We start from the raw sequence: 17,653 nt of genomic DNA on the forward strand, positions 1-17,653 counted from the left end.
TATAAATTACCAGCTTTTTCTGTGTTTACAACTAATTAGCAAAATTTTTTGACAAAATACTGGTTGTTGCACGAGATTCGGAGAAGTCGGGGTTCTGAATCAACACGCAACTAAAGCTTAATCAAGTTTCAAAAGTTCTTACAAGAATAAGTCCTGCAGCAATAGTTGCAGAAAACAGCAATGTAAGATCGATTATGCAATTTCTCATTCTGAAGTTAGCAAATCTACAGGCAGAATATAGTGAATGATTTTTCAAAAATTTTTTCGATGATGCTCATCAAAGATTAAATTTTGTCTTTTCAAGCTAATTGCAGAGCTTTTGTATCTTCTTTGTAGAAATTAACATTCTTTACTAAGCACAAGCTTGCCATTTGGCAATTGGTATACCCCAGCTGGTTCGATAATTGGGTCGCCAATTTGCCAACGTCGTTCTTGTGTAGGTAATTTTGTTGACTCTACTTCACTAGATACTGGTTGCACATCTCCAGTGGAATAGGAAGGAAGTGAAGCATCACCGGGGCGTGTTGGTAAACCACCAGAACCGGTGATGAAGAAAGAACCGTGTTGTTGTTGATTTCTACGGGCTATGCAACTATTGGCGATAAGAGTATTGGTGTCGATGGCGTTTTGGGGAAGTTCGCCGAGGTTGTTTTGAATAGAACTATTGTCGGGGGAGTTAATATTGATAATGCCAGAAACACCATATCTTGAACTAGCAGTAATATCGCTTTCTTTTGTTTCCTGAGAACGAAATTCCGTGCCAAATATTCCTTGAGTGTTAATTTGAACTCTGCCACCGTTGCCTTCAAAGGCATTGGCTCTGATATCACTGTCTTCGTTGGGAATGGCAATGATAAATTTTGAGTTGATATTTACGTTACCACCATTGCCCTGTTCTCCGGCGGTTGCAGACACAAGGCTTCCACGACGTAGTAGCAGTAAATTTGCATTATTAATGAAAATGTTACCACCATCTTGGGATGTTGTTTCAGCGATGATTTTGGCGTTGTCTCTCAGTTCGGCTCTATTGGCATTAACATGAATCTCACCAGCAACACCACTACCTTGACTGTTGACAGAGATTTGGGCGCGATCGCTCACATTTAATTGCCTAGCATTTACTTGAATATTGCCACCGCGAGCGGAAGCTGTTGAGGTTGTGTTGGCAAATAGTCCGCTAGCTGCGCCTTGATTCTCAAATATTTTATCTTGCTGTGATGGTTGATAAGTTGGATCGATACCAGAGAGAATTATGCGATTGCTATTCAGGCGAATACTACCAGCTTGCCCTTGATTAGTTGCTGTTGTAATAATTTGTCCGCCTTGGGTGGCTTCAAAGCTATTAGAATTAATTGTTACATCACCACCTTGAAAACCAGAGGAGGTTTGAGCATTAACTACCGCACCGTTAGTAATTTGAAAAGTATCAGCGTTAACGCTAATTGAACCACCTTGTCCGTTTGCATTCCTTAAAGTTGCACTATACAGTCCACTCGAAAACTCACTTATATCATTCTTACCATTCAAAAATATGCGATTTCGAGCAGTAATATTAATATTTCCAGCTCTACCTTGTCCAAAGGTGGTAGTGCTAAGTAATGCTCCATTAGTAACAGCTAATGATTCTGTATTAACACGAATATTACCTCCATTGCCAGTACTATTATTTGCAACAATACTGAAAGCCGCACTGTTCAATCTACTATCTTCAAAGCTTCGGAAGCCGTCAAAGGATATGTTTTCACGAGCGTTGATAATAAGATCGCCAGCATCGCCTGTTCCAAAAGTACTAGCTTGAAGTTGACTGCCATTAGCGACAGATAGCGAACCAGTATCAATGCGAATTATTCCACCTTTGCCGTTACCAAAACGCCCAGGATTAGAAACATTGCCAACAATATTTGAGATAATTGCTCCTTTATCCAAGGATATGCGATCGCGAGTATTGATAAAAATATTGCCCGCATCTCCTTCGCCTTGAGTACTAGCTCTAAGTTGAGAATTCCCTGTAAGAGATAGGAATGCTGCATCAATATGAATATTTCCACCGTTACCTTTTCCACCGTTATTACTTGTAATCACCTGTGCCCCATTATCAACGGAAAGACGGCTTGTATTTATCTCAATATTCCCACCTTTACCTACTGCTGTTCGCTCTACACTAGTAAAGGCAGAACTAGGAATTTGTCCTGTTGAATTTATTCCATCAAACAAAACAAAATCACGAGCATTAATCAAAATATTTCCAGCATTACCTCTGTTTCTAGTACCTGTTTGAAGTTGAGCGCCATCAGTGACTGATAGCGAACCTGCTTGAATCTTAATATCACCGCCGTTGCCTTGCCCAGTTAATTCAACAGTACTCAAAACACTACTTAATAAGTTACCATTCTTACTGGTTCCAGCAAAAGACACTTCATCCTTGGCATGGATAGTTATATTGCCTGCGTCTCCCATACCCCATGTAGAGACTCTTAGTTGAGCGCCATTAGTCAGCGTAAGTGAGCCAGTCTCAATCGCAATGTCGCCACCTTTACCCAATCTTTGAGGATTGAAAATCTCGCTAAAAATACCGCTAGGAAATAACCCATTTGCACTTGCACCATTGGTCGTGACACGCTCGCGAGCAGTAATCCACACGTTACCTGCTTTTCCTTCTCCAAATGTACTAGCTTGAATTTGTCCCCCATTGAATAGAGATAAGGAACCTGAATTAACTTTGATATCACCTGCAATACCTGAGCCAATGGAGCGATTATAAAACCCACTGTTGGGATTGTAACGCCAGCTAATTTCGGGTATTATAGCTGCACGTTCAGAAAAAATGGGGTCGCTACCTGAAATAGTGACGCTAGCGTCACCATTAACAGTTATCTTACCTGCTTGTCCGCTCCCGTCAGTACTTGCCTGCAATTGTCCACCGCTAAGAGCTTCCAAAGAATTCGTATTGATGGTGATGTTACCCCCATTTCCGGTAGCGCTCGTGCGACTATCTAAAACTGCTCCTTCTAAAATACGGAAAGCGGAAGTATCAACAGTAATATTTCCTCCCGAATTTCCAGATTCAGTAAAAGTTAGAATTGCGCTAGGACGACCAGTAGTATTAGTGCTACCAGCGATATTCACAGCATCAGTAGCACGAATTTGAACATTACCCGCATTACCTTTGCCTTTGGTAACAGCAACTAGTTGCGCTCCATTTGTTAGAGAAAATATACTTGTGGCAATGCGAATATCTCCCCCTTGTCCGATGCCATTTTCCCCCACACTCGTAATGATGGCACTGTTGAAATTTTTTTCATCAGGGTCGCTACCATCTAGCAATACACGATCGCGTGCTTCAACAATCACATTGCCAGCCTTACCCGTTCCATAAGTTCCAGATGTTAACCTTCCTCCATTTGTTAAAGAAAGCGTACCAGTAGAGAGATTAATATCTCCCCCCTGTCCAGTGGCTCCTGTTTCCACGCTGCTAAAAATATTTGCCGTATCTACAAAAACAGAGTTAAGCGCATTAATCCTAACATTACCTGCACTACCCTTTCCAAGGGTAGCAGTAGTTAAAATTGCATCCTTAAGATTAAAAGAGCTAGTGAAGATGCTGATGTCTCCCCCTTTACCATCACCAGTTTCTTCTACAGTGCTAGAAATAATTGCTGAATCTACTGATAGAGTGTTCTGTGCATTAATAATGATATTCCCTGCATTACCTTTTCCCTGAGTGTCTGCATTTAGCTGCCCCACATTTAACAATAGGGAGTTTGTATAAATGCTAATATTGCCACCCGTACCAATGCCTGTTTCCTCTATTTGACTAAGCAAACGCCCCCCCTTACTTAAAGAAACGTTATTTCTAGCTTCAATCGTGATATTTCCTGCATCGCCGTTGCCATACGTAGTGGTAGAGAGTACTGCTCTATTAGTAACAGAGAGGTTCCCCGTTTTGATATTAATATTTCCACCCTTCCCAGCAGCTGGTCCCCATACACTATTGAAAACATTTGCATTATCAAAAGAAGCTCTATCTTGCGCTTCCAGCAAAATATTGCCTGCATCTCCAAAATTAAGGGTACTAGCATTGAGAGTTGCATCATCAGATAATTCTAAAATTTTAGTAGAGATGCGGATATCGCCTCCCTTTCCTCTGCCAGTTCGTTCCACACGGCTGGAAACACTAGTATCATCGCCCTTAAATGTTACGCGATCGCCTACCTCTATTATGATATTGCCCGCATTGCCGATACCAAACGTGCTAGAAGCCATTTGAGCACCATCAGAGAGTTCCAGGATATTGGTAGAGATACGAATATCACCTCCTTGACCCTCTGCTTGTCGGTTATTATTTCCTCCTAAACTGCTAAAAATAGCTGTATTGCTGAAGTTGGTTGCGCTATTACCTGTAAGAGAAATGCGATCGCGTGCCTCAATTACAATATTTCCTGCATTTCCAACACCAAGTGCAGGAGTTATTAATTGAGCGCCATCCGACATTTCCAAGGTATTAGTGGAAATGAGGATATCACCTCCCTCACCCCTACCAGTTGACCTGACACCACTATCAACAGTCGTGTTATCACCACTAAATACAACGCGATCGCGAGCATTTATGTTGATGTTCCCAGCATTTCCAACTCCAGAGGTTCTGCTTATCAAACTTGAATCGCCCAGTACGAACAACGAGGCAGATGTGATATTTATATTGCCGCCATTACCTGTTTCACCTGGACTAACATCGCTGCGAATAGAACTATCAGATTCAAGCCTAACAGTGCCTGAAACATTTATGGTAATATCTCCCGCTTGATTGTTTGCTAAACCGACATCACCAATAATTCCTGCAAAAATGTTGCTACCTGCCAAAATATCTAAATTTTGAGCGTTGATTGCTACATCTCCACCGCCACCAGCCGAAACATTAACGAGCGAATTGTTAACCAGAGAAACATTTGCTTTTTGCACTACTTCTGGAAATTGTAATTTTAATCCTTGGCTGGCAAAATCTAAGCCTATACTACCTGCATCTGCTAATCCGCCTAACTCTATTCGCCCACCCAACGCCGCTAAAATACCTCCATCTAAGCGAACATTGCCACCTGCAAGCAATAAACTCTCACCATCGCGAACTCTCAATAATCCTCGATTTTCTATTGTCCCATTCTGATTAATCTGATGAAAAAATAAAGCCGAAGGGTTTACCGTTAACACCCCTGGGGTCTGAGGGTTTATCGCACTAAAATTTCCTTGATTTCCAAATTGAACCCCATTAGCAGTTGTCGCTATCAACGAAGCACCGACATCTAGACGAGCGTTTTCTCCAAAAACAATACCATTGGGATTTATCAAAAATAGGTTGGCATTGGAACGCACAAGATTACTGCCAATGATTTGACGGGTTCCCAAAGTCCCTAAAATATTTGAGCGATTACTTCCTGTCACCCGCGCCAAAATATTCTGGATGCTAGGATCGAAAACAAAGAAGTAAGCGCCTCGATTTTCACCAATGTTAAATTCTTGAAAACTGTGAAATAAATTTTGTCCCCGTTGCGCTCCACCTGCAATTACCTCATTAGAAGTACCGTTAAAGTTGACTGTGACTCTAGATGCCTCTGAACCCAGTGTATTGTCCGGTACTATGTTACTTTGAGCAAAAGCTGGGTTGATGAGAGATGCAATTCCAACGGTCAACTTTGCCATCGCCACAACGCTTCTCCAAAAAACTGAGTGATGCAATGCTGCAAGATAACCACGATGAGATCGCCTCAATTTTTCACTCCAGACCCATTTTGTCACCTTTTCTTCTCCCACACTCACAATTTTTAGAGATAAATTAATAACTCAACTAATATTTAGAGTAGAGTTTTGTATAATCAAATATACTGAATTTTATGTCTTAAATTCTCACCCATTAGCTTTATCCAAAAAAACTTTCAGTGCGTTCTAGATAACTTTCTGGTGCAGTGCGGGACTCCTTACGGCTCATGTTAAAAATTATTGATAGCCCCTATCAACAGCCAAATTAGTGACATTCACGACTCATCACAAGTTGCCCGTTATCCAGATGGTAAACACCAGTTGCTTCGATGATTGGTTCGCCTTTTTGTCAACTAGAGAAAAAGAGGAGCACAATCAACTCGCACCATCCCCCAAGGTCAATTCACCAGATGGTATATCAACAACTAACCTACGATTTATGAGCCATTGACGACCCAGTAAAATTTCCGTTAAATCTTTACCAACATGAACGGGAATATCCAATTCTTGACCATCCAATTTAACTTTACCAATATAGATTTTAAATCTTACATCCCCACCTGCGGTTCGCATGATTTGTTGGTCAACATACTTCCAACTTAGTGCGTCTAAATCTTGTTTATCAATTGCCAACCAGCCGGAAAAACCTGTATCCAACATCGCATCAACTGATAATTCTAATCCATCCGATGCTATCAAATCAATTTCAAAAAGTAGCGCTTCCTCATCACCAAACTTCCCAGAGATCGTCATACTGTACCGCAAACTCCAGTCTCATTAATTCGGAAAGTATGGTGTATCTTACCAGGATGCTTTTCACGACACTGCTGCCAAGCTGCTGACAAATCTTTATCTACAAAATATTCTCCACTCTCTGGTTCGACGGTAACATACCAGTTGTAGTGAGTTTCAATTAATTCCGATTTAACCCTATCAAAAATCGGCTTGCAGCGCTGGTAGAGTTTTTCTCCATCAGCTTCCCAATCGGCTTCTTGTTCAGGAGTCCACTGGATTTCGGGAAATATTCTTCCCCTACGGACAACACGACTAGACTTGATTGGGCTCATACTTTCCATCTACAATATACTGTCAACTTAAATATTTATTATATCGTTAGTCTTATCAGAAGTACGCTCAACTTAGCTAGAAAATGAACTTATGTGCGCTGTATCGCCAGCCGCATTTTGTCTGATTTTCTTCATGACTAACGGCTCATGTTGAAAATTATCGATGGCTTCTATCAACAGCCAAATTAGTGACATTCACGACTCATCACGAGTCGCCCGTTATCCAGATGGTAAACACCAGTAGCTTCGATGATTGGATCGCCTTTTTGCCATAACGGAGGTTCTGAATTGCCTATTTTACTATTCTCAATACCATGCACTTCACCAGTAGGATATACAGACATATTTGCATCGCCTGGGCGATTTGGTAATCCACCAGAACCAACGATAGTAAATGACCCTTTCTTAAGCTGACTGCGAACGATACAACTATTTGCAATGAGTGCGTTAGTGTCGATGAGGTTTTGTGGTAACTCTGTGAGGCTGTTTTGGATCGACGTTGTATCTGGGAGTCGGATAATTCCAGAAACCCTACCAGTAGCATTGACATCCACACGTTGATTTCCATCTAAAGTACGGGGTTCTGTATCGCGGGGAGCAGGACGATAGTTTTCGCCGAAGAAGGCACGGGTATCAAGAGTAATATTACCGCCTTTTCCATCTCGAGCAAAAGCAAGAATGTCGCTGTCATCAAAGGCGATGATAGAGTTGGCGGTGACGCGAATATCGCCCCCATTGCCTGCACCACTAAATACAGAGGTAAAAATGTCACTGTCACCGAACAGACGAATATCTCGAGCGTTGATATCAACAGAGCCACCTGAAGAAAGTTGAGAAGAGGTAAAAATACTACCATTTCTGGCATTTAGACTCTCATTTACACGAATAGTAATATTGCCAGCTTGACCCTGATTGGAAGATACGGTTGATAAATATGCGCGATCGCGGATATTTAAGATTCGAGTTGTCAGTGTTACATCCCCTGCTTTTGCACTTGAATCAATACCTATAGTTTCGCTTCCTAAAGCGCTGGGTCGTCCGCTAGCAGAGACTCCTTCTATGTCTACTCTATCTGCAGTTACCTCAATGTTTCCACCGCGACCCCGCCCAAGGGTAGAAGCTGATACTTCTGCACCATTCTGAATTAGCAACACAGGAGTAGTCACTGTTAAGGAACCAGCCTCTCCTGTGGCTCTTTGTCCAGATTGAGTAAATAAGCCACTGGAAAACTCACCGATACTAGATGTACCAATAAGTTGTACTTGTTTAGAAGCATTGACAGTCAAATTTCCGCCTTTACCTGAGTCACGGGTACCAGCATCAACCCGTGCTCCATGCTTTAGGAATAATATAGGAGTGGTAATAGTTATGTTTCCTGCATCTCCTGTTCCCAGTGTTTCTGAAAATAAGCCACTAGGAGCCAGCTGATTTCCAACAGCAGAAGTACCAATAAGTTGCACCTCCCGATCGGCGTTGACAGTTAAATTGCCCCCTTTAGCTGCACCAAAGGTGCCAACTGATACCTGCGCCCCATCCTTCAGCAATAACACTGGAGTGTTAATCCTCAAATTTCCTGCTTGTCCTTTTTCTCTTGTTGCAGCAAACAAGCCGCTACCATACCGACCATCAGCAGATGTGCCAATCATTTCTATAGATTCAGAAGCATTAACAGTTAAATTTCCACCTTTGCCCGAGCCAGTAGTGTTAGCATTGACTTGTCCACCATCTCGAACAAGCAATACAGGAGTATTAATCGTCACATCTCCAGCATTTCCTGAGCTTAAAGCTCCAGTTACTATAGCACTAGGACTATCAGTAGAGGTACCAGTCACTTGAACTTCCTTGGAAGCGTTGACATTCAAATTTCCACCTTTGCCAGCACCATAGGTGCTACCATCAACTTTTGCTCCATGCTGAACCAGTAACACTGGTGTGGTTATTGTTAAGGAACCAGCCTCTCCTATTGCTGTTCCAGTAGTTCGAGTAAATAAGCCACTGGAAGACTCTCCATTAGCCGTAGCACCAATTAGCTGTACCTGTTTGGAGGTATTAACAGTTAAATTTCCACCTTTGCCTGAACCACGGGTACCAACATCAACCCGTGCTCCGTCTTGAACCAGCAGTACAGGAGTAGTAATTGTGATATCTCCTGCATTTCCCGTTCCTTGTGTTTCAGAAAATAATCCAGTGGTAAATTGACTATCTGTAGACTCACCAATCAGTTGAACTTTTTGAGAAGCGTTAACAATCAAATTTCCACCTTTACCCGCGCCGAAGGTACCAACTGAAATCTGTGCCCCATCTTTCAGCAATAACAGGGGAGTATTAATTCTCAAATCTCCTGCCTGTCCTGTTGCTCTTTTACTAGCTGAAGCGCCTAAAACAATAGCATTATCACTGGAGGTGCCACCTACAAGTTGGACTGATTCAGAGGCATTGACAGTTAAAACCCCTCCTTTACCGGAACCACTCGTACCAGTACCAACTCCAGCTCCACTCCGAACTAGCAATACAGGAGTAGTAATTGTTATATCTCCTGCATTTCCTGTTCCTAATGTTTCAGAATACAATCCACTAGGCAGACTATTATTAGACTCACCTATCAGTTGCACTTCCTTAGAAGCGTTAACGATTAAATTTCCCCCTTTGCCCGATCCAAAAACACCTACTGAAATTTGTGCTCCATCCCGAACAAGAAGAGTAGGAGTATTGATTATCATATCTCCCGCTTGTCCTGTTGCTGTTTCCGTAACTCGAACACGTAAACCACTGAGGAACCGACCGTCAGCAGATGACCTAGCGACTTGCACAGATTCAGAGGCATTGACAGTCAAACCGCCTCCTGTACCTGACCCCGTAGTATTTGCGCTTATAAATGAACCATTAGCAAGTACCACGTTTCTGCCTTGCATTTGAATACTGCCACCACTATTGCCATCGGCAAAAGCAACACTCTCTTGACCCAGACGAATATCCTGAAAGTTCTCAACACCCTCATAACCTAGAACATAACCACTGTTACTTGGTATCAGACTTACAAAACTACCACCACCAACTCCTCCTAGCTCAATTCGTCCATCCGGTGCTCTGAGAGTCCCTTCTTCTAGAACTATGTCTCCACCTACAAGCCCCAAAGTTCTCCCTGGAGAGACTTTCAAACCGGGTGCTATATTGAAAAAATCAGCAAAAATCGACAAAATACCATAACCTGATTCATTGACGATCGCTTTAGGACTTTCTCCAAATTGCAAACCAAGAGGAACACCTATAGACAGCAAGGGGGCATTTTGTGGTGCAGTTGCATTAAATTCCTTTCCATCTGCAAATTTTAGGCTACTGGCTGTACTTGCCAGAAATGAACCACCAATATTCAAACGAGCATTGTTACCAAAGATGATGCCGTTGGGATTGATTAGAAACAGGCTGGCGTTACCGTTTGCTGCAATTAAACCATCAATACTAGAGACAGACCCACCCGTGACTCGACTGAAGATATTTTGAATATCTAAAGCGTTGAAAAAGTAAGCAATGCTTCGTGTGGGAACAGAGAACTCACGAAAGCTGTGAAACAAGTTACTTCGAGCTTGGGTTCCGCCCCCAATAATTCTGATGTTGTCAATGCTAGTGACTTGAGAGTTATTAGGTAGGGTGTCATCGGCAATGATTTGGGCACTCGTGGGAATTTGTTGAAATGCGATCGCTCCTATACCCATCGTCAAGCCAATTATTTGTCTTACCCGGTAATGACAATCCTTTTTTCTTCCTAATAACTGACGCAGCAACATTGTACCTCACGTAGCTTTTCTATTTTTGCAGTCTCATAACCCAATCAATCATCAAAATATCACTATCTAGCTTTTTAGAGAATGCATAAAAGTGTAATTTTGAATTTTTACTTATCATTTTTGGGAGTCTCCCAATTTGGCTCATTATACTGAATCCGCGTCTTATACCCCCCTTTATAATTTAGTCCGCGAAGGCGGACTTTGTTTGGATAGACGCGATTTTAATCGCAAACGTGTTTTTTCCAAATTTGGATGCTCCCTCGTTTTTTGTAATACCAAATTTTCTGTTTAAAGATTAAAAAAATCTGCAACAACTTCATAGAACAGTAATTATCCCTGAAGTATACTCTTTTCTGTAAGATCTATTGCAGTTTTCTGCATACACCGTTAGAATATTTTGCATTTCAGCATACACAAAGAGTGAATGAATTGTTTCAGCGGTTTTTTTAAGCTATGAATAACAAGAACAGTTCATAGCTTGACCAATATATAGCAATCCTAAACATTTGTAAAAAATTGGAATGGCTAATAGCTAATGGCTAATAGCTAATGGCTTTTTGACTATTAGCAGCCTTCACTCTTATTTTTATATTTCATTTAGGACTGCTATAGCAGTTTTATCTGATTTATGTAACTGCAATAGACAAGACAGAAATGAGATAATTTATCCAAAAATTAGGATTGCTATAAAAGTCAATTAACTGTTTTTTCGCTTTTATTCATCAATTAACGCGAGGAATTCATTGTGAAAGCAATTAAAAATGAAAAGTATTTATTTCCTAATACTTCTCATGTTTTTCTTAAAAAAAAGTTTTTTGCAGTGTCTATTGCTACATTTATATTTTCAATATCTTATGCTAATTATAATATAAAAATAAATCCTACAATAAAAGCTGCTAAAAATTCGTGTCAAATTTGGGTAAAAATGAACGAAAAAGACAAATTAACGTCGATAGAAGAAATTAAAATAGGAAATTATTTGTATAACTCACAATTGCAATCCAAAAGGGAGAAATTTCAAGATTTTTTTCAAAAAGAAAAATTGCAAATGGTGTAACTTACCGCGTAAAAGAGAGCAATAAGACAGCTAAATAATTGTTAATAACTTAAAAGTCTTATAGAATTGCCATAAAACGATCTCGACATCAATGCCTTTTTAGCTGATACGGAATACCGGAGGCGCGATAAGCGGAGCATAACCGAAGACAGCCGAATTGCTGCCAAACAAGAAACACAACAAGCTCAACAAGAAACACAACAAGCCAAACAAGCAGCACAACAAGCTCAACATGAGGCACAACAAGCCAAACAAGAAGCAGATGAAGCAAAAAAAAGAGCAGAAAAATTAGCAGAACGCTTGCGCCAATTGGGCATAGATTTAGATGAGGTGGAGTAACAATTCCTGTAGACGGAACACCTTTTCAGGACTGATTGATGGTAGTACTATCAAACAAAATCGAACAACCACCCGCACGGCATCATAAATAGAGAATGGAGATAGCAATATCATGAATGACTGGAATTTGCCTCGGTAAGGCGGATGCCGTTGCGGACAGGTGCGGTTTAAAATGAAATTACCAAGGTGAAAGATTTAGCTACAGCGTTGGAAAACCGACAACAACGGCATATAAATGTGCTACCGATCTTAGCAAAATCATACCATAAAAAGAAATACAATGCAAAATGCAGTTTTCTGCAATAGGACTTACACCACTGAGCAACGCTCCATGATAAATCGTGCATTCAAACTAGCATAAACAGTAAATGAATACCTCTGTCTATTTCTGTATTCTCTAAATTGAAGCAACAGTTAAGTACGGTGGGGTGAAGAAACATAACTTTAGAAAAATCGGTGGCTCATTACAAAGTTGCGAACAGCTCAGGAGGTGACACAACAGAAATAAATCTAGCACAAGTACAAAATTAAAGTCTTTAACATTCAGGAGTGTAAAAGTATTATGAATGCAATAGTACAGGCTTTTAAGCACGCACAAATCTTCAGACGTCAGGAGAACGATCGCGAACCTTCTGAGGTTGTTGTCCGAGATCCACGCATCATTGAACAGACTAACAGCATCAAGACTCAGAAAAAGCCAGAATCAACTTATGATGCGATCGCAACAAAAACACCTCTTACTACGCCCAACGACAGCCATCAAGAAAAGCCAGAACCACCTCTAGATGAGGCTCGTGAAGAGGTTCCAAATGAGCCACCTCCAAGTCTACCTAACGCATGGATCTACGACGGGCAAGTATACGATTTATCTGACTTCATCAAACGGCATCCCGGCGGTGAATTTTTCATCGGACGCATGAAAAATAGAGATATCACGATACTAGTTAATATTTTTCATCCCAATCCGCAGAAAGTTAAAAAAATCCTCAAGAAATATGCCTTGAATAGAGAAGCTGTACCCGAAGATGTTCATCCCAAATACGCGGCTCCAGAATTCTTATTTCATGAAGGGTTTGATGGCTGGAGAGATACTCCCAAGTTTGATTTCGACAGTCAAGAGCGACTTCTCGATCGGATTAAAACAAGACTAAACACGCCAGAAATGAAAAAGAAAATCGCCCACATGGACTTTATGTTTGACGCGATCGCTCTCATTTTAGGCATCATTTACATACTCGTGCAAGTACTACGACTGGGCTTCACACAGTATATGCCAATTTATTTGTTTGTTCCACTTATGGTGGCGCTAAGAATCTCACTAGCAGGTGCGGGTCACTATTTTATCCATCGACCACAAGTTGGGCTGAACAAAGCACTCGAGCAGGTTTTTGATATTAACTATGTTCCAATGGCTTTTGTAGTCACTGATGGTCACAGCTTAATGCATCATCCATGCACTCAGAGCGAAGTTGATATCAAGAGAAATGTATTCACCGCTATGTTGGAACTTCCTCGTTTTTATCGGGTTCCAGTTCACACCATACATAAATTGGCACACGTTCTCACTGGTATGCTCGTTCGAGCTTCTGAGATATGTATATTGGGGTTCAAGTTTGGTGTAAAGGACTTATACGGTTCTTGGCAAAGAAGTCTTCTCCATTATGTCGGTCTTATTGCCATGCGTATACTTCTTCTGGGCGAGTTAATTTTGTTTGCGATACATGGCGATATCGTGGCTTGGTTTGCCCAATTTATTCTCACCGTATGGATCAGCACTTTTATGATTGTCGCTAGTCATGATTTTGAAGAGATAGAAAAAGACGACGCTATTAAACAAGCAGAAGATTGGGCAGTATTCCAAATTCAAAACTCCTACGATTTGACTATGATTGGCAACAAGTATGTTGACTGCTTTCTATCAGCAGGTCTCAGCCCACATCGAGTACACCACGTACTTCCTTATCAAAAAAGTGGCTTTGCAAATATCATCAGTGAAGATATTGTTCGAGAAGAGGCAGCGAAATATAACGTTGTGTGGTCAAAACCAAAGAATTTCTTCCTCGATCGCCTTCCCATCTTGCTAAGACATTACTTGTTTCATTCATCAAGAATGGCAAAAGAAAACAACTTTACACTCTTAAAAGAGCACTTTCATCCACAAGCATTACTGAGATCGATGAAATATGTTCTCGAAGGTATTGTTGGTATCGGTTCGATCTGAAGAGAAAAAAGTATTACAGATTCTGCGATTTGTCAGCCAAATAACGCAAGTATAAGTCAGGAGAAAGACTGCATGAATACCAAGACTACCCTAAAACAGCAAAACCAAACAGGTCATTATCCTTTGATGCAGCCGATTCAAACTCAAGCAACACAGGGTCTTGAACGGCTTAATATCAATACCTCCAAGCAATTTTTGCCCACCATAGAGAGTATAGCAACTGGTACTCCTAACAACGTCATTCGACAATCTGATGCTGCTAATTTTGTTGCTAACCTTCCAAAGTTGGCACAAAATCAATTTCGGATTGCTAAGCTTTATAATAATACTCGAATCGATACAAGACAGCTAGCTATTAACTTGATGTCTGAAGAAGCGATCGCCCTTCTTGGGAGCGGTAATAGCATTCAGTCTCGCATGCAGATGTACATGGAGTATGGTGTTCCTCTAGCTGAGCGAGTTGCAAGAAAAGCATTAGAATCGGCGGCTTCAAGTCTAGAGAGTAGCGATCCTTTGCGATCGGAGCCGACAATTGAAGATTCTATCGGTCTTATTGTGTTTGTATCGAGTACGGGTTTCGTTGCACCAGGAGTCGATACAGAATTGATTAAGAGGCTTGGACTCAGACGAGACACAGCAAGAGTTACAGTGAATTTTATGGGTTGTGCAGCTGCAATGAATGGACTGCGTGTTGCTTGCGATCGCGTGCGAGCTTACCCAACGCACAAAGCCCTTTTAGTCTGTCTTGAACTTAGCTCCATCAATGCAGTGTTTGAAGATGATATCAATGATGTGATTATTCATAGCATTTTTAGTGATGGATGTGCTGCGGTGGTGATTGGAGCTTGTGAAACAGAACAAGCGATCGGTAAAGGTAAAGTGGTGATTAAAGATCACCTAAGTTATCTTGTTGAAAATACTGAAGACGGTATTGTTCTTGGTATACGGGATAATGGGATTACTTGTCAGCTTTCGCGTCAGTTACCCGATTATATTAAGACTGGTGTGAATTCAGTTATCGAACGTTTTCTCGCAAGCCATTCGCTGAATAAAGAAAATATCGATCTGTGGGCTATTCACCCTGGCGGTACGCGCATTATTGAGAACGCACAGCATTCTCTTGGGTTGAGCGATAATCAAGTTGCTGATAGTTGGGAGATACTCCGTCAGTATGGCAATATGTTGAGTCCCTCGGTATTATTTGTTATGGAACGAATGTTACTCAGATGTCAGGATTTTCTTAGTATCGAGCGAGAATCAGTGGCGTTGGAAAATCCAAATCTTGATGGGAAAAATTCAACAGAAACAATGAAAGCGTTAACTGGAATTGCCTTTTCGTTTGCACCGGGAATTGGAGTAGAAGGTATTCTGTTTCAGAAGGTTTAGATGAACTAGCTAGAAAATGGAGACTGGTGATTGGGGATTGGGAACTGGGAAAGAAACATTTTCCTGTTTGATTGTGGAATTTTTCCGGGAATGATTGTTTTGATATTAGCAGCAAGTACTCATGTAAATATGCTGAAAATTCTTCCAATGACTCATAACAATCCTCACTAGTTAACTTTAATTATACTGACTTAACTCAATTGCAGCATACCTCTCCAAACGCTCTTACGCTCTTTGTTATCTGACAAGAAAAAACTATCATCACACAGGAAGAATAGAAGTATGAAATTTCTGCAATTTTTATTAGAAATCTCATGGCGGAATATTTTGATTGCAACAGTCACGGGTTTAATGAGTGGTGTTTTTAATGCAATGCTCATTTCACTTATCAATCGTTCTGTCAGTCAAGCATCATTTCCTGATGCATTATTATATTTTGCCGCGTTAGGTTTCAGTGCTCTCCTTACCAGTGTCATCACGCAATTTCTGCTCATCCGTCTCTCGCAAAATGCAATCTACCAATTGCGGGTGAGGTTAAGCCAAAATATCTTATTTTCTCCTTTACAACATTTAGAAAGACTTGGGGAAAGTCGTTTACTCGCTACTTTGACTGATGATGTGCGCGTCCTTTCCCACGCTGTGTCTGCAATTCCTAGCATTTGTATCGATCTCGCTACTGTCATTGGATGCTTTGTGTACTTGGCTTTAATTTCAAACATTATATTTGCGGCGTCGTTTACTACATCTGTTCTGGCAATGTGGTGTGTTCAAACTATACTTGGCAAAGCACAGGGTTTATTTTCGCTAGCACGTGAAGAGGAGGATAATTTATACAAACATTTTCAAGGTCTGACTAGAGGTACTAAAGAACTGAAACTGCATAAGTCGAGACGAGAAGATTTTTACTCTAAGAGCTTGCAAGGAAGTGCATCATTATTACGGTATAAAAATACGACCGCAATGCAAATTTTTGCGATCGCTAATGGGTTAGGGCAGTTTATGCAACTTTCTAGTTTAGCTATAGTTCTGTTTGTATTACCCTGGTTAATTGATATTCCACTTTCACTACTAGCAACCTATGTTTTAACTATGACCTATTTGTCTCTTCCTCTTCAGAACTTGTTGCGTAGGTTACCCGATTTATTACAAGGAAATGTTGCTCTACAAAAAATTGAAATGATGAAGCTGTCATTAACAGAAAAAACCGAAATTGCTACTCAAATCAATACTTACGCGATCGCGCAACCAGATCGAGTTGAGTTTAAACTCGAACTCGACCAAGTTACTTATTTGTATCACCCTAATGGTCATGAGAAAGAGTTTTTGTCAGAGCCAAACGATCCATCTTTGCCCATGCGATCGAGACATCAGCACAAACCAAAACATCAACCGGGAGATATGCCTCCTCCCCCCCACGATGAGAAAGGATTTCGCCTCGGTCCCATCAGTCTAACTTTGCAGTCTGGAGAAATAACATTTATTATAGGAGGCAATGGTAGTGGCAAGTCAACGTTAGCCAAATTAATTACAGGGTTGTATCCACCTAATACTGGTTCAATTTATCTCAACGGACTACTCATCACAGATCGGAATCAGGAATGGTATCGCCAACATTTCTCTGCTGTATTCTCTGACTTTTATCTTTTTGATAGCTGTTTGGGATTCGATCGAACAGATCTCGATCGACAAGTTGAAATTTATCTCAAGCAATTGCAGTTAGACCACAAGGTTCAAGTGAGAAATGGTGTTTTATCAACAACTAGTTTATCTCAAGGACAGAGAAAGCGCCTTGCTTTACTAACAGCTTATTTAGAAGATCGCCCTATTTATTTATTCGATGAGTGGGCATCTGACCAAGAGCCGCACTTCCGAGACTTGTTTTACAGACAAAGCCTTATGGAACTTAAAGAGAAGGGTAAGGCAGTTATAGTTATCACTCATGATGACCGTTACTTTCACCTCGCCGACCAAATTATTAAGCTAGATTATGGTAAGGTAGAATCCGATCGCGTTCCGAAAACTAATTACCTAAAGTAAGCTCGACAGT

Annotated in this window: 9 protein-coding genes; 4 read left to right on the forward strand and 5 right to left on the reverse strand. The window is 40.9% G+C overall.

Annotated features, from left to right (window positions below):
* Positions 1-339: 339 nt before the first annotated feature.
* The 5 genes from AB0756_RS25020 to AB0756_RS25040 all read right to left on the reverse strand — a co-directional run bounded on the left by AB0756_RS25020 (position 340) and on the right by AB0756_RS25040 (position 10,603).
* Entirely contained in the window at positions 340-5,790 is a 5,451-nt protein-coding gene (locus AB0756_RS25020) for a beta strand repeat-containing protein (RefSeq protein ID WP_050046682.1), read from the reverse strand.
* A gap of 336 nt (positions 5,791-6,126) precedes the next feature.
* Entirely contained in the window at positions 6,127-6,504 is a 378-nt protein-coding gene (locus AB0756_RS25025; RefSeq protein WP_038082080.1) for an aspartyl protease, read from the reverse strand.
* A complete protein-coding gene (locus AB0756_RS25030) occupies positions 6,501-6,818 on the reverse strand; it encodes a hypothetical protein (protein WP_038082287.1) in 318 nt (105 codons plus the stop codon). Before AB0756_RS25030 ends, AB0756_RS25025 begins: the two co-directional genes overlap by 4 nt.
* Positions 6,819-6,890: 72 nt before the next feature.
* The gene (locus tag AB0756_RS25035; RefSeq protein ID WP_272899948.1) at positions 6,891-7,013 is read right to left on the reverse strand and encodes a hypothetical protein; all 123 of its coding nucleotides are present in this window, start codon (positions 7,011-7,013) and stop codon (positions 6,891-6,893) included.
* Positions 7,004-10,603, reverse strand: a complete 3,600-nt coding sequence (locus tag AB0756_RS25040; RefSeq protein ID WP_050046681.1) for a two-partner secretion domain-containing protein — start codon at positions 10,601-10,603, stop codon at positions 7,004-7,006. The genes AB0756_RS25035 and AB0756_RS25040 overlap by 10 nt, the downstream gene beginning before the upstream one ends.
* A 745-nt stretch (positions 10,604-11,348) precedes the next feature.
* Between AB0756_RS25040 and AB0756_RS25045 the strand changes: the two genes are divergently transcribed.
* The 4 genes from AB0756_RS25045 to AB0756_RS25060 all read left to right on the forward strand — a co-directional run bounded on the left by AB0756_RS25045 (position 11,349) and on the right by AB0756_RS25060 (position 17,643).
* The gene (locus AB0756_RS25045) at positions 11,349-11,660 is read left to right on the forward strand and encodes a hypothetical protein (protein ID WP_038082085.1); all 312 of its coding nucleotides are present in this window, start codon (positions 11,349-11,351) and stop codon (positions 11,658-11,660) included.
* Between the two features lie 901 nt (positions 11,661-12,561).
* Positions 12,562-14,220, forward strand: a complete 1,659-nt coding sequence (locus AB0756_RS25050; RefSeq protein WP_050046680.1) for a cytochrome b5-like heme/steroid binding domain-containing protein — start codon at positions 12,562-12,564, stop codon at positions 14,218-14,220.
* A 72-nt stretch (positions 14,221-14,292) separates the two neighbouring features.
* On the forward strand, positions 14,293-15,606 hold the full coding sequence (locus AB0756_RS25055; RefSeq protein ID WP_038082087.1) for a type III polyketide synthase: 1,314 nt from the start codon (positions 14,293-14,295) through the stop codon (positions 15,604-15,606).
* A gap of 282 nt (positions 15,607-15,888) precedes the next feature.
* On the forward strand, positions 15,889-17,643 hold the full coding sequence (locus AB0756_RS25060) for an ATP-binding cassette domain-containing protein (RefSeq protein WP_038082088.1): 1,755 nt from the start codon (positions 15,889-15,891) through the stop codon (positions 17,641-17,643).
* Positions 17,644-17,653 lie beyond the last annotated feature (10 nt).

Source organism: Tolypothrix campylonemoides VB511288_2, assembly GCF_045999855.1.
In the GTDB taxonomy this organism is placed as follows: Bacteria; Cyanobacteriota; Cyanobacteriia; order Cyanobacteriales; family Nostocaceae; genus Scytonema; species Scytonema bouteillei_A.